This is a genomic window from Archangium sp. (assembly GCF_057119385.1).
The window spans coordinates 1-16,174 of the sequence record NZ_DBNGVP010000124.1; the positions used below are offsets into that span (position 1 = coordinate 1).

The following is a 16,174-nucleotide window of genomic DNA, read 5'->3' on the forward strand; positions in this document are numbered from 1 at the left end:
TACGAAAGACGGCGGAGCTGGTGCAGCAGGTGGCGGCGGTGTCGAGGGAGCAGGCGCACGGGGTGGTGCAGATGAACCGAGCGATGGTGCAGGTGGACCAGGTGACGCAGCGCAACGCATCGGCGGCCGAGGAGCTGTCGTCGACGGCGGAGGAGCTGGCGGCACAGGCCGAGTCGCTGCAGCAGATGATGACATTCTTCCGGGTGGCCGAGGAGGTGAGGGGGATGCACGGAGCGGTGCAGCCGGTGCGCCTGCCGCCGGTGGCCTCACCCGCCCAGGGCCTGAAGGCGGTGGCGCAGGCACTGCCCGCACCGATGGCCCCCACCGGCACGGCCCATGGCTTCAAGCGCGTCTAGGACGGAGAGCCCCTCCATGAGCACGAACACGAATACGAGCACGAACACCGCCACCGACGCCGCCCGTCCGGCGCAGTACCTGGGCTTCTCGCTGGCGGGCGAGACGTACGCCATCGAGCTGCTGCGCATCCGCGAAATCATCGAGCACGTGCCCATCACCCGCGTCCCGGGCATGCCCCCGGCGGTGCTGGGCGTCATCAACCTGCGGGGCCGGGTGGTGCCCGTGGTGGACCTCGCGATGAAGATGGGGCTCGGCCCGCGCCCCGTCACCCGGTGGACGTGCTTCGTCATCGTCGAGGCGCTGCTGGACGGCGAGCGCACCACGCTGGGGCTGCTGGCCGACACGGTCAGCGAGGTGCTCGACCTGGGGCCGGACGAGATCGAACCGCCGCCCGCCTTCGGCACGCGCACGCCCGTGGAGTACCTGCGCGGCATGGGCCGGCAGGAGCAGCGCTTCATCCTCCTGCTGGACCTGGACCGGGTGCTGAGCACCGATGAGTTGCTGGGCCTGGCCGCCGCTCCCGCCAGTGGGGGCGCATGAGGGCGGTGGCGTCAGCGGAGACGGCGGTGCCCCCGGTGGGCCCGCTCCCGTTGTCGGAGCGGGAGTTCTCCCTCTTCCAGACGCTGGTGGAGCGCGAGGCGGGCATCCACCTGGGCCCCTCGAAGCAGGCGCTGCTGGTGGGGCGGCTGTCCCGGCGGGTGCGCGCGCTGGGGCTCTCGTCCTTCGGCGCCTACTACCGCTTCGTCACCGCTCGCGGCAACGAGGCCGAGCGGGTGCGGATGCTCGACTGCCTCTGCACCAACGAGACGCACTTCTTCCGCGAGCCCGAGCACTTCGCCTTCCTCCGCCAGCGCGTCTTCCCCGAGTGGACGCGGCGGGCGGCGCAGGGGTTGATGGCGCGGCGCGTGCGGGTGTGGAGCGCGGGGTGCTCGACGGGCGAGGAGCCCTACTCGCTGGCCATGGAGCTGCTCTCGCACTTCCCGCCGGGCTCGGGGTGGGAGGTGGAGGTGCTGGCGACGGACCTGTCCACCTGGGCGCTGGAGCGGGCCCGGCAGGGGCTCTGGCCGCTGGAGAAGGCGGCGAGCATCCCCCGGCCCCTGCTGCGCGCCTTCATGCTCGAGGGCGTGCGCAGCCAGGAAGGGTGGATGCAGGCGGGGCCGGAGCTGCGCGAGGTGCTGCGCTTCGCTCGCGTCAACCTGAGCGGCGAGCGCGGCTGGCCCCAGGGGCCCTTCGAGCTCGTCTTCTGCCGCAACGTCCTCATCTACTTCGGCGCCGAGGCCCGGGCCCAGGCGCTGAGCGCCCTGCTGCGGCGGCTGCCTCCCACCGGCTACCTCTTCCTCGGGCACGCCGAGAGCCTCACCGGTACCGCCGAGTCCGCCCGCTGCGTGGCTCCCAACGTCTATGGCGCCAGGGCCTCGCCGCTCGCGGGCGCCGGCCCTACTTGATGCGCTCCAGCGCCAGGTCGAACAGCGACGTCTCCAGCCGCTCCGTGTCCTTCTCGGACACGCCGTGCATGGAGAACGAGACGCGGTGGGTGCCAATCTTGCGCTGAGCCGACACCACCTTCGCCTTGCCCTTCACCGGCTCCTGGTTGCCCGGCAGCCGCAGCGTGAAGTCCGGCTCCTCCGACTCGACGGGCGGCTTGTGCAGCATCACCGAGAAGCCTCCCACCGACACATCCAGCGTCATGGCCCGGATGGGGCCCGCGGCGAAGGCCAGGTCCACCTGCAGCCCCTGGGCGATGCGGAAGGTGCGGCGCGCGGACTGTCCGGGTGGCAGGCGCATGCCCTGGGCCGCCGTCAGTGCCCTCGCGAACTGCTCCCTCGCCATGCCGTAGCGCCGCTTCTCCTCCTCGGACATCTGCCCCTTGCGCGCCCGCGCATGGAGCGCACGGAACTGCTCCACCCACAGATTGGCGCTCATCACGGCTCTCCGCGGCCTCGGGGGGCGTCCTTGCTACGGAGGGGTGATGCCCACCCGCTCCAGCGCGAAGTCGATGAGGAAGCCCTCGAGCAGCTCGCTCTCGCGCTCGGTCAGGTCCATGAAGGCGAAGGAGGCGCGGTGCTTGTCGGCGCGCTGGAACTGGGACACCACGCGCACCCGGCCCGCCAGTGTCGAGCCATCCGGCAGGTACAGCAGCGCGCTGGGCCGCTCCTTCACGTCCACCGCGTGCGGCAGCGTCACCGAGAAGCCACCGGCCGAGATGTCCAGCGTGTTCGTCCACACGTTGCCGTAGGCCATCTGCAGCTCCACGGGCAGCTGGTGCGCCACGCGGTAGTGGCGCCGGGCCTCGGCCCCGTCGAGCATCAATCCCTGGGCGTTGAGGAGGGCCCGCGCGAACTGCTCGCGCTTGGCCAGGTAGTCCTGGCGCTCGGACTCCCCCAGCTTCCCCTGCCGCGCCCGCGTGTGGAGCGCGCGGAACTCATCGATGAACTGGATCACGCCCATGGTGTCGCTCCTGTGTCCTGGTTCTTACTGGGAATTTCGCGCTCCCGCCATCGGGGAGTGGCTCCCGGCCCCAGTCCCCAGCCCAGCCGGCGGCGTCGCTCAGGCGTCCCTGAAAGTCGCCGCCAGGCCTTTCCTGCCCGGGTGGGTCCTTGTGGGAGACGGAGGGGAAGGCAACGCATCACCCGCCGCACGATAGCCGGGGCGCCGGGGCCGCCGGAACCCGGTGTGTGCGGTTTCTCTCAGGGTGCGGCCCGGCCCTCTCCGGGAGCGGAGGGGAGGGGTCTACTCTGATGCCCGTTCCGCTTCTGGAGGGTTCTCATGAGGATCGGGTGGGTGTTCCTGGCCGGGCTCGCCCTTGGGGTGGGCGCCTGCGGTCATGTGTCTGGGGTGGAGCGGGGGGCGCCAGACGACGTCGTTCATGCGGAGTGCAACACCGCCGCCGCCCGCATCCATGCGCTGATCGCGCAGGGACAGCTCGTCGAGGCCGAGGCGCTCATCGCCGAGTCCACTGCCGCGGGTCTGATTTCCAGGCAGCACGCCACCCAGTTGCTGACGCGTATCGCCCAGCTGAACACGAAGCTGGGAGAGATTCCCGCGCGTCTGCAGCGGGTGAAGGACTTTCCCTCACAACTCAAGGACTACACCCTGTATCAGATCGAGAAGATGATGGAGGACAGAGACTTCAGCCTCGCGACGAAGGCTCAATTGCAGGAGGCCGCCAAGCTCATCAAGCAGGAGACGCGCCTCATGAGGAAGATCTGAGGTTCGCATGGCACACCCCAGTCTCGACGAGATGATGGCCCGGATGCGGGCGGCCCGGGAGGCCGGCTCGGCCAATGAGGCGAGCCCGGAGCAGCTCCAGCGACTCCGGGAACTGGCCCGGGATTGCCCCGCCTTCACGCCCAACCTGTTGGAGCTCGCGCGGCTGTTGCAGTTGACCGATGAGCCCGAGGTCGAAATGGAGCAGGCGCTCGAGGAAATCCAGGGGCTGCTGGAGCAGGCCGTCCAGGCCTCTGACCGGAGTGCACCGGCGCTGCTGGAGCTCGCCCACTTCATCGATGTCTTCCGCGACTCGCCCGGGGTGGCGGAGGCGCTCTTCGAGGAGAGTGTGGCGAGCGCCCTGCGTGCCCTGGAGGGTTCATGGGCCGGGCTCATCGACTTCTGGGCCATGGAGCGGACGAAGGACTCGCTGGAGAAGGCCCTGAAACTCAGCGAGCTGGCGGTGCGGGTCTTCCCGGAGTCCCCCAGCATCTTCAATGTCGTCGAGGACACGAAGGAGAAGGCCGCCCGGGCGGGTCTGCTCCCCCGGAACGAGGGTTGACTACGGCGCCACGCCGACGACGATGGGAGGCTCGATGAGCTCCGGGGGCGTGGCGTCCTTGTCATCGGCCACCCACTCCGGCTCCCGCGCCGTCTGCCCCCGCTTCCAGGCGCGAGGCACCCGCCTCAATCCAATCGGGTAGAGCCACAGGCGCCCCTCCCGGTCGATGTGCAGCCTCAGGAAGTTCTTCCAATCCGGAATGGCCAGCGAGGAGAACGCCTCGTTGGGATGCGCCCCGAAGCCGTTGAGCGAGATGAGCAGGTAGACGCCCATGAGCGTCGGTCCGAGCACGAAGCCTCCGGTGAAGACGAGCATCGCCCCGAGCAGCTCCTGTGGCGCGCTCCCCAGCGGCAGCACGGCGCCCGAGAGCGCGAAGGCCCCCCAGAAGACGAAGAGCGACGCCGCCAGGTGCGCGGCTCCGTGCAGCAGCCCCGCCACCCAGCGCGCCCGGCCGAAGCGCGCATCCGCCAGCCACACCAGCCCCAGCATCAGCACCACCGCCAGCAGCAGCACTCCCGGGTTGACGAGCCCCGCTCCCAGCACCCGTGACAGCCTCCATGTCACCGTGCCGCCCTCGCGCAGGTCCGCCACCTGCATCCACGTCAGCAGCAGGTACAGCAGCCCGGTGAACACGCCGAAGCCCGGGTTGTGCCCGAGGAATCCCAGGTTGCGCCAGCACAGCCGCCGGGACTCCTCGGGCGAGGGGAACGTCTTGCGCGCGGTGAAGCCGTCCGGCAGCGAGCCCTCCTCGCGCGGCACGTGCGTCGGGTGCAGGAAGGCCCCTCCTCCCCCCGCGATGATCTTCTGCCGTCCCTCCGCGTTGGCGTGCCGCCGGTAGTGGTGGATGTCTCCCGTCAGGAAGACGCTCACCTTCTTGCCCAGCACCTGCTGCTCGAGGAAGTCCAGGTTGTTGTCCAGGTACGTGCGCTCCCCCGGCGGGCGCACCTGGCCCAGCAGCCACGCCGGCTCCGCCAGGCACAGGATGATGCGATCCTTCTCCTTCAACTGCTTCGCCAGCTCCTGGAAGTACCGCACCTGCGGCTCGTCGATGTCCGACTCGAGCTGCATGTCCGTGCCGAGCAGCCACCAGCCGTGCGGTAGTTTCACCGCGAAGTAGCTGCGCCGCTGGTGCGTCCTCCACCCCGCCGGCCGCCGGCCCTGACAGAACAGCCGCATGAAGGACACCAACCCGTCATACCAGTCGTGGTTGCCCGGAATCGCGAACAGGTGTGGCGCCGGCCCCTGCCCCCTCATCGCCGCCTCCCACGGGTGCACGGTCCGCTCCTCGTACTCCTTCACGCTCGCCTCCGGGTACACCTCGTCCCCGCCGAACACGAGCACCTCGCCCCGGCGCGTCTCGTGGGCCGTGCCCGTCTCGTCCTTCAGCGTCAGCGTGGGCCTCGACACCGTCTGTGCCACCGCGTACGTGGAGTCCCAGCCGTCCCCCAGGTCCGCCACGTAGTCCAACCACAGCTCCTCGCGCGGCCTCCCCGCCTCGTCCACCGAGAAGTCACTCGGCTCCACCTTCGGGGCCGCCAGTGCATCGAGCAGCCGGCGATCCGCCTGCTCCCCGATGGTGGTGGAGATGGCGGAGCGCATGCCCGCCTTGAGCAGCACGAACGGATCGAACCAGCGCACCATCTTCCGGCCCGGGGGACGCGGGGGCGGCGCGGTGGGCGCGCGTTGGGGCGCGGTGAGGGTTTCTGTTCCCGAGGCCATGGCTCTTCCTCCGAGTGAACGGGAGGGGACTCGTGAGCGCGGTACGGCACGGGGGCTCCTTCAAGCCTGCGCGGCGCCGCTTCCCGGGACAAGGACATCTGCTCGCACCGGAGCGAGTGTCGGGTTTGCAGCACGGCGTGGGACTCGCCAGGGGAGCGCCCCGCCCAGACCCCGCCGGGCCCGGTCCTTCTTTCGACAAACGCGCGCCGAGGGGTTGCCTCCATGCCGCCCCCCGACACATTGATACCGATCGCCACCTCCCGTGTGGCAGGGGGTCCATCATGAACGAGTCCTCTTCGCGGCCTGGTCTGGAGCGGACGCTGCGGGCGCTCGCCTCCGCGGCCCGTCCGCATCCCTCCGAGTCGGAGGAGTATGCCGTCATCGCGCTCGCCGCCCGCGCCCTGCTCTTCCTCCACTCCCGCGACGAGCTCGAGGACTTCTACGGCTGGCTCGAGTCCCGCGAGGCCGGCGTCTCCTCGGGCCCCGTGCGGACCTTCCCCTCCATGGACGAGGCCCTCGGCTGGCTCGAGCACCAACCCGAGGCCGCCCAGGGCTCCCTCGTCGAGGTGGAGCGTGAGACGTATGTCATTGCGCTCGGGCCCACGGGCTCGTTCGTGCTCGTGCGTACGGTGACGCACCACGAACCCGTGGGGGTTTGAGCACAGGGGGGAACCCGCGACCCAGGTACCCTCACCCCGTCCCTCTCCCGGGGGGAGAGGGGAGAGTGGGGGAGTGGGGTGGACTAGAGGGACGTGTGGGGCGTCGTCTTCTGGGGGCTCGTGCTCGCCGTGGGCAGCGTGAAGGTGAAGGTGCTTCCCTTTCCCCACTGGCTCTCCGCCCAGATGCGGCCGCCGTGCGCCTCGACGATTCCCTTCGCGATGTACAGCCCCAGCCCCGTCCCCCGGCTCTCCGCGTCCTTCGCCTGCCAGTAACGCTCGAAGACGTGCGGCAACGCCTCGGCCCGGATGCCCGTGCCCGTGTCCCTCACCCACAACTGCACCTCGCCCCGGTGCACCCTCGCCCCCGCCGTCAGCACCCCTCCGTCCGGCGTGAACTTCAACGCGTTTCCCAGCAGGTTGCCCATCACCTGCAACACCCGCGTCCGGTCGCACTTCACCTGCATGTCCTCGTCCGGCAGCTCCGCCACCACCCTCAGCCCCCTCGCCTCCGCCAGCGGCCTCACGCTCTCCAGCGCCTCCGTCACCAGCGACGACACCGGCTGCTCCGATGGCTCCAGTGGCAGTCCGCCCGCCTCGATTCTTCCCCAGTCCAGCAGGTCCGAGATCAGCCGCCCCATCCGGTCCGCCGCCGCCTGGATGCGGCCCGCCTGCTTCAGCACCGGCTCGCTCCCCGCCTTGCCCTGCGCTCCCCGCAGCAGCAGCGCCGACGCCAGCTGCACCACCCCCAGCGGGTTCTTCAAATCGTGGCTCACCACCGCCAGCAGGTCCTCGCGCGCCCGCGTCGCCCGCCTCGACTCGCCGAAGAGCCGCGCGTTGTCGATGGCCAGGCTCGCCCGCACGCACAGGTCCTCCGCCAACGCCAGGTCGCTCGGGCCGTAGCGCCGCCCCGAGGCCGATGACACGAATGTCACCGCCCCCAGCGTGTGCCCCCGCGCCTTCAGCGGGATGATCATGTACGAGCGCGCCTGCAGCCGGCTCAGCAGCGCCGGGTGCTCCGGCTCCGAGGCCGCCGCGCGCAGCAGCGAGTCCGTCACCGCCGGCACCAGCTCCGGCTCACCCGTGTGCAGCACCCGCAGCACGCCCACCGGGGCCTCGCGCCGCTCGAAGCGCCTCGTCAACGCGCGCGCCTGCTCGAATTGCGTCGGGTCCAGGTGCGCCACCGCCACGCGCGACACCCACGCGCCCTGCTCCACCGCGTCCACCAGGCACCAGTCCGCCAGGTCCGGCACCGCCAGGTGCGCCAGCAGCGTGTACATGCCCTGGGGATCCGGCGGGTGCGCGAACAGCGTCGTCATCGCCTGGTACAGGAAGGACTGCCGGCGCTCGGCCGCCTCCACCTCCGCCCGTGCCGCCTGCTCCAACGCCAGCGCGCGCGAATGCACGGCCTCGGCCTCGGTGAGTGGACGCACCGTCACCAGCACCCGCACCGGGCCCTCCCCCTCGCGCATCGGTGTGAAGCAGAAGGTGTGGGGCCGGGGGCCTCGCGGGCTCAACCACGTGCCGTCCACCGAGTGCGGTGCTCCCGTGGCCAGGGCCACCCCCCGTCCGGACTCCAGCAGGGCCCCGTCCTCGGCGCCAGGCGCCAGCCCCGCCCAGGGCTGGCCGAGCAACAGCTCCGGCGGCATGCCCAGGACGCTCGCCCCCACCGTGCTGCACGCGAGCACCCGTCCCGCCTCGTCCAGCAGGTAGGCGGGCTCCGGCAGGGCCTTGAAGGCCATCTCGAATCCGGCGGGGGAAAGACTCATCGCAGCGCCACAACCGGTGGCGGGGGGCTCCTCTTCATTTCATACCACTGGCCCTTCCTCCCCGCCGTGTGGAGTGGGAGCGGCCGAGCGGCGTCCGGAAGGTGACGTTACGCTCCCCCGTTCTCCCCGCCGGCGAGCTCCCGGAAGCGCCGGGAGAAGTCACTCAGCGGCAGCACCTCGTGGGCGAGGCCCGCCGCCACCGCCACCCCCGGCATTCCATAGACGACACTGGTGGCCTCGTCCTGGGCCATCACCCAACCGCCCGCAGCGTGTACCTCCCGCAAACCCTCCAGGCCGTCCTGCCCCATCCCCGTGAGGACGGTGGCCGTCAGGGCGGCCCCGAAGACCTGGGTCGCCGAGCGGAACAGCCACGTGCCCGAGGGCCGGAAGCCTCCCACCGGGGCGGCGTTGGACACCTCCACCCGCCTGTCCGCCCGCACCCCGAGGTGCCGGTCATCCGGGGCGATGTAGACGACTCCCGGGCGCAGGGCCTCGCCGTCCTCGGCCACCTTCACCTCCACCTTGCACACACTGTCCAGCCAGGTGGCCAGGCCCTTGGCGAAGCCCAGGGCGATGTGCTGCACCACGAGGATGGGGAGGGGGAAGCCGGCGGGCAGCTCCGAGAGGATGCGGTGCAGGGCCGCGGGGCCTCCCGTGGACGCGGCGATGGCCAGCAGCCCGGCCCTGCTCCGGCGCGCCGGCACCACGGGGGCGCGCGGGACGGGCCCCTCCTCGCGCACGGGCCAGTGGCGGATGACCTTCACCGCGGCCATGGCCTTCACCGTGTCGCGCAGCCGGCGGGCCTCCGTCTCGAAGTCCGGCGCCTGCGGGCCCACCAGCTTCTGCAGCACCGCCAGCGCTCCGGAGCGCAGCGCGGCCATGGACGTTTGAATGTCGCGCTCCACCAGCGTGGACACCACCACCACCGGCGTGGGCACCTCCGTCATGATGCGGCGCGTGGCCTCCAGCCCATCCATGTTCGGCATCTGGATGTCCATGGTGACCAGGTGCGGGCGCAGGCGGCGGGTGAGCTCCACCGCCTCCACGCCATCCTTCGCCTCGCCCACCACCTCGAAGGCGGGATCGGCCCGTAGGATTTCCACCAGCAGGCGCCGGGCGGTGGGGGAGTCTTCGGCGACGAGGACGCGGAGCTTGTCGGGCTTCATAGGAGCTGCCTCAGGGTCTCCAGCAGGTGGGTTTGATCAAAAGCGCTCTTCACCAGGTAGGCGCTGGCACCCACCTGGAGGCCGCGCGCCTTGTCCTCGGGCCGGGCGCGCGCGGTGACGAGGACGATGGGCAGCCGGCCGAAGCGCGGGGAGCCCCGCACCGCCTCGGTGAGGGCGAAGCCGTCCATGCGTGGCATCTCCACGTCCGAGACGACGGCGTCCGCCCCCTCCGTCTGTAGCCGCTCCCAGGCCTCCTGCCCGTCCACGCACGCCAGCACCTCGAAGCCGGCCGCCTCGAGGATGCTCTGCTCCAGCGCGCGGGTCGTCATCGAGTCGTCGGCGAGCAGCACGCGCCTGCGGGCCTTCTTCTCCACGGGGGCGGGGAAGAGGCCGGCGGGGGCGGTGCGGCCCTCGGCGGCGCGGACGAGGGAGGCGGCGTTGAGCAGCGGGGCCATGCGCCCGTCCGGCAGCACCGCCACGCCCGAGACGTGCCTCGCCCGGCGGATGCGCGGACCCAGGCCCCGGACGAGCACCTCCTGCTCGGCCACCACCTCGTCCACCACCAGCACGGCGCGCACCTCGCCCGCGCTCAGCACCAGGGCACCCGGGCGCGGCCGGGGAGCGCTCGTCTCCAGGCCGAGCACCGCCGTCAACGTGGCCAGCGGCACCAGCGCCCGGGGCGCGGCCCACAGCTGCCGGCCCTCCACCACGCGCACGTCCCCGGGCTCCAGCCGCAGCAGGCGCTCCACGCTCTCGCCCGCCACCGCGAAGGTGTGCCCGCCCGCCGTCACCAGCAGCACCCGCAGCGTGCTCAGCGTCAGGGGCACGTCCAGGGTGAAGCGCGTGCCCCGGCCCGGCGTGAAGGCCACGTCCACGCTGCCCCGCATCGCCTCCACCTGCGCGCGCACCACGTCCAGCCCCACGCCGCGCCCGGACACGGACGTCACCGCCTCCGCCGTGGACAGGCCCGGCATGAAGATGAGCCGCGCGTCCCCGGCGTCCCCCAGCACCGGCAGCCCGCGCGCCCGCGCCCGCTCGCGGATGGAGGCCATGTCCAGCCCCCGCCCGTCATCCTCCACCACCACCTGCACCCGGCCTCCGCGCAGCCGCGCGGACAGCTCCACCCGGCCCTCCTCGGGCTTGCCCGCCTCACGCCGCGCCGCCGGTGTCTCCAGCCCGTGCGCCACCGCGTTGCGCACCAGGTGCAACAGCGGCTCGCGCAGGCCCTGCAAGAGCGAGCGGTCCAGCTCCAGCACGCCGCCCCGCACCTCCAGCCGCGCCTGCTTGCCCGAGGCGAGCGCCAGGTCCCTCGCGTTGCGCTCCAGCCCCGCGCACGCCTCGGCGAAGGGCAGGGTGCGCGCGCGCCGCACCTCCTCGTCCAGGCCGCCCGTGGCCTGCAGCAGCGTGCGCCGGTCCGCCGCGAGCGCCCGGCCGAGCTGCGCCAGCCGCGTCTCCAGCCGCCGCGCCACCCCCTCGTCCGTGCCCCTCAGCCGCAGGCGCAGCTGGTGCAACTCCTCGTGCACCGCCTCCACCAGCTCCACCCGGCCCTCCATCCGCAGGCCCGCCACGCGCAGCTCGCCACTGCGGGCCAGCAGCGCGTCCAGCTTCTGGGCGGACACGCGCACCGGCAGGCCCTCGGGGCCGGGGGCGGGCGCTTCCACGGGAGGCGCCGGGACTCCGGGGGCGGGCAGGGCGCCGGGCGCGAGGGCCGCCGCTTCCAGCCGGGGCAGCAGGGCCTCCAGGGGCGAGCCCCTCAGCTCCTGCTTCAGCGCCAGCCGCCGCCCCGCGTCGTCCAGCGCGTCCGCGGCGGTGAAGCACACCTCCATCCGCTCCGGCGTGGTGCGCCCCTCCTGCTGCACCACCAGCAACACCTCTTCCAGCCGGTGGCAGGCCGTCTCGATGAGGGCCTCGCTCACCGCCCGCGAGGCGCCCTTCACGCTGTGCACCGTGCGCAACAGCGACGTCATCCGCTCGCCGAAGCGCGCGGGCGACGCCGCCTTCTCCAGCGCGAGCAGGTCCCGGTTGAGCGCCGCCACGTGTCCCTCGAGCTCCTCGAGGAAGGTGGCCATCAGCGCCTGGGCGAGCCTGTCCCGGTCCATCGTCATGCGGCGCGCCCGTACTCGCTCAGCAGGCCCTTGAGCTTCTGGCCCATGGCGTTGAGGTCCTGCACCGCGCGCTCCGTCTGGCGGATGCTGGTGAGCGTCTGCTGCGTGGCCTGGCTCACGTCCCGCATCGCCTGGCGGATCTGCCCCGTGCCGGTGGCCTGCTGGCTGGCCGAGGCCGAAATCTGCGCCGCGGTGAGCGAGGCCTGCGCGAGCAGCTCGCTGAGCGTCTGGATGTGGACCCCCGCCTGCGTCACCACCCGGGTGGCCGAGGCCACGCTCTTGGTGCCCTCCTCCGTCGTCATCACCGCGCCCTGGGTGGCCTTTTGAATCTGCCCCAGAATCTGCCGCACCTGCGCGGTGGCCTTCTTGGACTGGTCCGCCAGGGCCTTCACCTCGGCGGCCACCACGGCGAAGCCCCGGCCGTGCTCCCCCGCGCGGCTGGCCTCGATGGAGGCGTTGAGCGCCAGCATGTGCGTCTGCTCGGAGATGTCGTTGACGGTGGTGATGATGTCGCCGATGGCCTGCGCCTGCTCGGCCAGGGCCAGAATCCGCGAGGCGATGGACTCCACCTGCTCGCGCACGGTGCTCATGGAGGTGATGGCCTCGTCCACCGCGCGCCGCCCGTTCTTGCCCACCTCCTCCGCGTGGCGCGCCGACTCGCTCACCGCGCGCGCCCGGCCCGCGGCCTCCTCGGACATCTGGACGATCTCCTCCACGGTGCTCACCGTCTCCGCCACCGCGCTGCCCTGCTCCTGGGCTCCGGCCACCTGCTCCGTGGTGCTGGCGAGGATTTCCGCCGTGGTGCCCGCGAGTTGATTGACGAACTCGGCCACCGTGCGCAGCGTGTGCTCGCGCTCCTCGGCCTGCCTGGCCAGCTGCGCCTCGGCCTGCTGGCGGCGCTCGGACATGGCGTTGAAGGCCCGCGCGAGCTCTCCCGTCTCGTCCTGGTTGTGCACACCGATGCGGTGGGCGAAGTTGCCGCGGCCGATCTGCTCGGCGCCCATCACCAGCTTGTCCAGCGGGCCGGTGATGGTGCGGGTGATGACGTAGCTGCCCAGGGCGACGACGAGCAGCCCCAGCAGCGTGCCCAGTCCCAGCACCACCATGCTGCGCTGGGCGCTGCTCCGGGCCTCGTGCTCGAGCCGGTTCCAGATGTCATCCTCGGCGCCCACCATCTCGCCGAGCGCCTTGCGGATCTGCTCCATGGCCAGCTTGCCCCGGTCCGTCCGGACGATCTCCAGGGACGGAGCGAAGCCTTGTTGCTGGCGCACGCGGACGGTCTCCGCCAGCTCGGCGAGCTTGTCGCGGATGAGGGGCTCGAGCCGCTCCAGCCGGGCCAGCTGCTCGGGGTCGTCGGCGAGGCTCTTGCGCAGGTTGTCGAGCTGCGCATCCAACTGCTGGGTGGCCCGGAGATAGGGCTCCAGGTAGCGCTCCTCGCCGGTGAGGAGGAAGCCGCGCTGGCCCGTCTCGGCATCCAGCAGCATCATGCGGACCTCGCGGATGTTGCGGGCCTGGTCCCGGCTCTCCATCAGCCCCTCGGTGGTCTGCACCAGCTGCTGGGCGCCCTGGAAGGCCACCAGCGCGATGGTGAGCAGCACCAGCAGGGACAGTCCGAAGCCGAGGGCGATCTTCTTCCCGATGCTCATGCGGTCCTCTCCTCGGAGAAGTCGAAGAAGAGGCGACCATCCCCCAGCAGCGCCTCTGCCTCCAGAACGATGATGCCGTCACGGCTGATGCCGGACACGAGTGTCCGCTCCCGCGCGCCCAGGGAGGCGGGGGGGGCCAGGAGCGAGTCCCGGGCGAGCAGGAGCACCTCCTCCACGGAGTCGGCGCGCAGGCCCAGCTCCGGGCGGCCCGGGCCCACCACGAGCACGGGCCCGTGGGTGGTGGGAGCGGCCCGGCCGAAGAGGGGGGAGAGCTCCACCACCGCGAGCACCTCGCCATGCAGCAGGGTGAGGCCGCGCAGCGGCTCCGGCGCGCCGGGCAGGGGGACGAGCTGCTCCGGGGCGCGCAGCACCTCCAGGACGAAGCGCGTCTCCAGCGCGTACTCCTGCTCGCCGGAGCGGAAGTGCACCAGCTCCAGCAGGGGGCCCGTCTGGAGGTTGCGCTCCAGGGGCCGGGCCAGCGCCCGGGCGCGCTCGTCGAGCAGCACCGCCTCGCGCGCGGGGTCGGCCGTGGAGGCGGCCTCGGTGGCGGCGGCGAGCCGCTTCAACCGCCCGTAGGCCGCGGCCCAGTCCAGCCCGCCCCTCTTCGCGTCATCGCCTCCCGTCATTCACGGACCTCCTCGCGGGCCTGCTCCAACCGGGTGTGCTCGGCGCGGGCCACCTCCGCCAGATGGCCCGCGCGCTCGCCATCACCCAGGGGTACCCGCGTCTCGGGCGGGAGCGAAGCGCACAGGGACTCGGCGGTGCGGAAGGCGCGCCGGGCCCCCGCGCCGTCGCCCTGGCGCTGGAGGATGTGGCCCAGCATGAGGTGGGCCACGGCCAGCGAGGGCTCCAGGTAGAGGGCCTGCCGCGCGGCGCGCTCGGACTCCGGGAGCCGGCCGAGCCCCAGCAGCAACAGGGCCTCCAGGTAGCGCAGCTCCACGGCGAGCGGGTGGCGCAGGGCGGCCTCGGCACACCGGCGCACGGCGGCCAGCGGCTCCAGGTTGGCCAGGGCGCGGACCGCCACCGCCTCGGCCGCCGCGTCCTCCGGGTGGGCCCCGGCCAGACGGACCGCCTCGCGCCAGTCCCCGGCCGCGAGGGCCCGCTGTGCTCCCGCCAGCTCCGCGGGGGCGGTGGGCTCCGGCGTGGGAGGTGGGGGCGCGGGGGCGGCGGGCCCGGGCGGCGGCGTGAAGGCCCTGGGGGGCGCGGGAGGCGGCGCGGGTGGAGGGGCGGAGGGGCGGGTCTGGTAGGCGGTCCGCGATGCCTCGCCCGAGGCGGGCCGGTGGTAGACGATGCCCCAGTCGGTGAGGAGCGTCTCGAAGGGCGCGTAGGCGGCGAGCGAGGGGTCCGAGGGGCCGGCGATGAGGAAGCCGCCGTCGGCGAGCGAGGCGTGGAGCCGCCGGGCCACGGCCTCGATGGTGGCGCGGTTGAAGTAGATGAGGACGTTGCGGCAGAAGATGACGTCCATGCCCCAGATGCCGTGGGCGGAGGACGGCCAGGTGTCGTCGGCGAGGTTGAGGTAGCCGAAGTGGACGCGCTCGCGCACCCGCGTGTCGAGCGTGTAGCGCTTGCCCTCCAGGTGGAGGAAGGGCCGCATGTGGCTGGCCTCGGGGCCGCGCAGGGACCACTCGCCGTAGCGGGCCACCTGGGCCCGGGCGAGCGCCGCGCGCGACACGTCCGTGGCCCGCACCTCCATCCGCTCCCCGTAGCCCTCCTCCATGAGGAGCACCGCCAGCGAGTAGGGCTCCTCGCCCGAGGCGCAGCCGGCGCTCCACGCGCGCACCACGTGGGTGGGGCCCCGGCGGCGGCGCACGTCGGGCAGCACCTGGTGGCGCACGAACTGGAAGTGCTCCGGGTTGCGGAAGAAGTACGTCTCGCCGATGGTGAGCTCCACCAGCAAGTCATCCAGCAGGGCGGAGTCCACCTCGAGCCGGGCGAGGTAGGAGGGGAAGTCGGACTGGCCCGCGCGGGCCATGGCCCGGTCGATGCCCTCCATGGCGGCGGCGGGGCAGCTGGGGGGCAGCAGGCCGGCGCGAGCGGCGACGAGGTCGATGACGGCGAGGTAGCCGGGGTGCCGCCAGTCCTGGGGCCTGTCACCGCTCACCGGGGGACTCCCTCCTTCGCGAGCGCCTCGTCCAGCTCGAGCGCCTCCGCCTGGGAGAGAAAGGTGCGCAGGTCGTGCAGGAGCACGAGCCCGTCCGGCAGCTTGAGGGCCCCGGCCACGTAGCCCACGCCCGGCAGCTCCCTGGGCGACGCATCGAGCTGGCCCGTCTCCACGGAGAGCAGGCCCTCGGCCCGGTCCACCCGCAGGGCGACGGAGCGCGGGCCGGCCCGGGCCACCACGAGGTGGTCCGCGGAGGAGAGCGGGCGGGCGGGCAGGCGGAAGCGGCGGCGCATGTCCAGCACGGGGAGCAGCTCGCCGCGCAGGTCGAGCAGCCCTTCCACCACGGCGGGGGCGCGGGGCAGCGGGGTGAGGCGCACGGCGCGCACCAGCTCACGCACGTCCTCCATGGGCAGGGCGTAGCGGTGCCCTTCCAGCAGGAAGAGGAGGACCTCGCGGGGCGGTGGCGTCACCATGCGTCTCCCAATGGTGCGCAGTGTAGGCACGGCTCGCCCGCCATGGCCGCCCGCGTGGGGGGGCAGCGGGGGGACTTGACGTCTGGTGGACGCCGGGGGGGGGCCGACAGGCCGCGCCGGGTGTTCCTCGCGCTGCCTCAGGAGACGATGAAGTCGAACTGCTCGATGACGGCCTTGAGTTCTTCCTCGGTGGTGTTGGAACGCTTCGCCTCAACAGGCGCAAACATTGTCACGGCCCTCATGGAGGGCGGATCCGTGTAGCGGCCTTCAACCAGGATGGGACGGAATGTCCCGGGCCACTTGACGCCGAGCAGCTCGGGCGCTCTGCGCAGGGGCTCCAGAATGGTGAAGCAGGGCCACTTGGGAAAGCGAATGGAGGCAGGGTCGGAGCCCATGAAGCGGCAGCCGTCCAG

At 72.4% G+C, this 16,174-nt stretch carries 15 protein-coding genes and 2 pseudogenes; 6 read left to right on the forward strand and 11 right to left on the reverse strand.

Annotated elements, in window-relative coordinates; genetic code table 11:
- The 3 genes and pseudogenes from AC16DP_RS30305 to AC16DP_RS30315 all read left to right on the forward strand — a co-directional run.
- Window positions 1–356, forward strand: a pseudogene (locus AC16DP_RS30305) (methyl-accepting chemotaxis protein); the annotation flags it as partial.
- Window positions 357–372: 16 nt separating this feature from the next.
- On the forward strand, window positions 373–897 hold the full coding sequence (locus tag AC16DP_RS30310) for a chemotaxis protein CheW (protein ID WP_329730782.1): 525 nt from the start codon (window positions 373–375) through the stop codon (window positions 895–897).
- Between the two features lie 5 nt (window positions 898–902).
- Window positions 903–1,802, forward strand: a complete 900-nt coding sequence (locus AC16DP_RS30315) for a CheR family methyltransferase (RefSeq protein ID WP_329730781.1) — start codon at window positions 903–905, stop codon at window positions 1,800–1,802.
- On the opposite strand, the gene AC16DP_RS30320 is transcribed toward AC16DP_RS30315, so the two are convergent.
- Window positions 1,795–2,280, reverse strand: coding sequence for a PilZ domain-containing protein (locus AC16DP_RS30320; protein ID WP_329730780.1), 486 nt, complete (start codon window positions 2,278–2,280; stop codon window positions 1,795–1,797). The genes AC16DP_RS30315 and AC16DP_RS30320 overlap by 8 nt on opposite strands.
- 33 nt (window positions 2,281–2,313) lie before the next feature.
- Complete coding sequence (locus AC16DP_RS30325; RefSeq protein ID WP_043405656.1) at window positions 2,314–2,805, reverse strand: PilZ domain-containing protein; 492 nt, start codon at window positions 2,803–2,805, stop codon at window positions 2,314–2,316.
- A gap of 318 nt (window positions 2,806–3,123) precedes the next feature.
- Between AC16DP_RS30325 and AC16DP_RS30330 the strand changes: the two genes are divergently transcribed.
- Both AC16DP_RS30330 and AC16DP_RS30335 read left to right on the forward strand, forming a co-directional pair.
- Window positions 3,124–3,567 (forward strand): hypothetical protein, encoded by a 444-nt coding sequence (locus tag AC16DP_RS30330; RefSeq protein ID WP_329730779.1) that lies wholly within the window; start codon window positions 3,124–3,126, stop codon window positions 3,565–3,567.
- Between the two features lie 7 nt (window positions 3,568–3,574).
- Entirely contained in the window at window positions 3,575–4,126 is a 552-nt protein-coding gene (locus tag AC16DP_RS30335) for a hypothetical protein (protein WP_329730778.1), read from the forward strand.
- Here AC16DP_RS30335 and AC16DP_RS30340 read toward each other — a convergent pair whose 3' ends face one another.
- On the reverse strand, window positions 4,127–5,845 hold the full coding sequence (locus AC16DP_RS30340) for a hypothetical protein (protein WP_329730777.1): 1,719 nt from the start codon (window positions 5,843–5,845) through the stop codon (window positions 4,127–4,129). It abuts the gene before it with no gap.
- A gap of 281 nt (window positions 5,846–6,126) precedes the next feature.
- On the opposite strand from AC16DP_RS30340, the gene AC16DP_RS30345 reads away from it, so the two are divergent.
- On the forward strand, window positions 6,127–6,504 hold the full coding sequence (locus tag AC16DP_RS30345) for a hypothetical protein (protein ID WP_329730776.1): 378 nt from the start codon (window positions 6,127–6,129) through the stop codon (window positions 6,502–6,504).
- Between the two features lie 83 nt (window positions 6,505–6,587).
- Here the strand turns inward: AC16DP_RS30345 and AC16DP_RS30350 are convergent, their stop codons facing one another.
- The 8 genes and pseudogenes from AC16DP_RS30350 to AC16DP_RS30385 all read right to left on the reverse strand — a co-directional run.
- On the reverse strand, window positions 6,588–8,270 hold the full coding sequence (locus AC16DP_RS30350; RefSeq protein ID WP_329730775.1) for an ATP-binding protein: 1,683 nt from the start codon (window positions 8,268–8,270) through the stop codon (window positions 6,588–6,590).
- 107 nt (window positions 8,271–8,377) lie between these two features.
- A complete protein-coding gene (cheB, locus tag AC16DP_RS30355; RefSeq protein WP_329730774.1) occupies window positions 8,378–9,436 on the reverse strand; it encodes a chemotaxis-specific protein-glutamate methyltransferase CheB in 1,059 nt (352 codons plus the stop codon).
- On the reverse strand, window positions 9,433–11,535 hold the full coding sequence (locus tag AC16DP_RS30360) for a hybrid sensor histidine kinase/response regulator (RefSeq protein ID WP_329730783.1): 2,103 nt from the start codon (window positions 11,533–11,535) through the stop codon (window positions 9,433–9,435). Before AC16DP_RS30360 ends, cheB begins: the two co-directional genes overlap by 4 nt.
- 2 nt (window positions 11,536–11,537) lie before the next feature.
- Window positions 11,538–13,187 (reverse strand): methyl-accepting chemotaxis protein, encoded by a 1,650-nt coding sequence (locus AC16DP_RS30365; protein ID WP_329730773.1) that lies wholly within the window; start codon window positions 13,185–13,187, stop codon window positions 11,538–11,540.
- Window positions 13,184–13,813, reverse strand: a complete 630-nt coding sequence (locus AC16DP_RS30370) for a chemotaxis protein CheW (RefSeq protein ID WP_329730772.1) — start codon at window positions 13,811–13,813, stop codon at window positions 13,184–13,186. The genes AC16DP_RS30365 and AC16DP_RS30370 overlap by 4 nt, the downstream gene beginning before the upstream one ends.
- Window positions 13,810–15,288: a CheR family methyltransferase gene (locus AC16DP_RS30375; protein WP_329730771.1), complete on the reverse strand. Its 1,479-nt coding sequence runs from the start codon at window positions 15,286–15,288 to the stop codon at window positions 13,810–13,812. The genes AC16DP_RS30370 and AC16DP_RS30375 overlap by 4 nt, the downstream gene beginning before the upstream one ends.
- The gene (locus AC16DP_RS30380; protein WP_329730770.1) at window positions 15,285–15,761 is read right to left on the reverse strand and encodes a chemotaxis protein CheW; all 477 of its coding nucleotides are present in this window, start codon (window positions 15,759–15,761) and stop codon (window positions 15,285–15,287) included. Before AC16DP_RS30380 ends, AC16DP_RS30375 begins: the two co-directional genes overlap by 4 nt.
- 137 nt (window positions 15,762–15,898) lie before the next feature.
- Window positions 15,899–16,174 (reverse strand): annotated as a pseudogene (locus tag AC16DP_RS30385) (hypothetical protein); the annotation flags it as partial.

Bases quoted from the DNA above. Each gene is read 5' to 3' on its own strand.
- AC16DP_RS30310 (WP_329730782.1), top strand. From the start codon at position 373: ATGAGCACGAACACGAATACGAGCACGAACACCGCCACCGACGCCGCC.
- AC16DP_RS30320 (WP_329730780.1), bottom strand. From the start codon at position 2,280: ATGAGCGCCAATCTGTGGGTGGAGCAGTTCCGTGCGCTCCATGCGCGG.
- AC16DP_RS30325 (WP_043405656.1), bottom strand. From the start codon at position 2,805: ATGGGCGTGATCCAGTTCATCGATGAGTTCCGCGCGCTCCACACGCGG.
- AC16DP_RS30330 (WP_329730779.1), top strand. From the start codon at position 3,124: ATGAGGATCGGGTGGGTGTTCCTGGCCGGGCTCGCCCTTGGGGTGGGC.
- AC16DP_RS30335 (WP_329730778.1), top strand. From the start codon at position 3,575: ATGGCACACCCCAGTCTCGACGAGATGATGGCCCGGATGCGGGCGGCC.
- AC16DP_RS30340 (WP_329730777.1), bottom strand. From the start codon at position 5,845: ATGGCCTCGGGAACAGAAACCCTCACCGCGCCCCAACGCGCGCCCACC.
- AC16DP_RS30345 (WP_329730776.1), top strand. From the start codon at position 6,127: ATGAACGAGTCCTCTTCGCGGCCTGGTCTGGAGCGGACGCTGCGGGCG.
- AC16DP_RS30350 (WP_329730775.1), bottom strand. From the start codon at position 8,270: ATGAGTCTTTCCCCCGCCGGATTCGAGATGGCCTTCAAGGCCCTGCCG.
- cheB (WP_329730774.1), bottom strand. From the start codon at position 9,436: ATGAAGCCCGACAAGCTCCGCGTCCTCGTCGCCGAAGACTCCCCCACC.
- AC16DP_RS30360 (WP_329730783.1), bottom strand. From the start codon at position 11,535: ATGGACCGGGACAGGCTCGCCCAGGCGCTGATGGCCACCTTCCTCGAG.
- AC16DP_RS30365 (WP_329730773.1), bottom strand. From the start codon at position 13,187: ATGAGCATCGGGAAGAAGATCGCCCTCGGCTTCGGACTGTCCCTGCTG.
- AC16DP_RS30370 (WP_329730772.1), bottom strand. From the start codon at position 13,813: ATGACGGGAGGCGATGACGCGAAGAGGGGCGGGCTGGACTGGGCCGCG.
- AC16DP_RS30380 (WP_329730770.1), bottom strand. From the start codon at position 15,761: ATGGTGACGCCACCGCCCCGCGAGGTCCTCCTCTTCCTGCTGGAAGGG.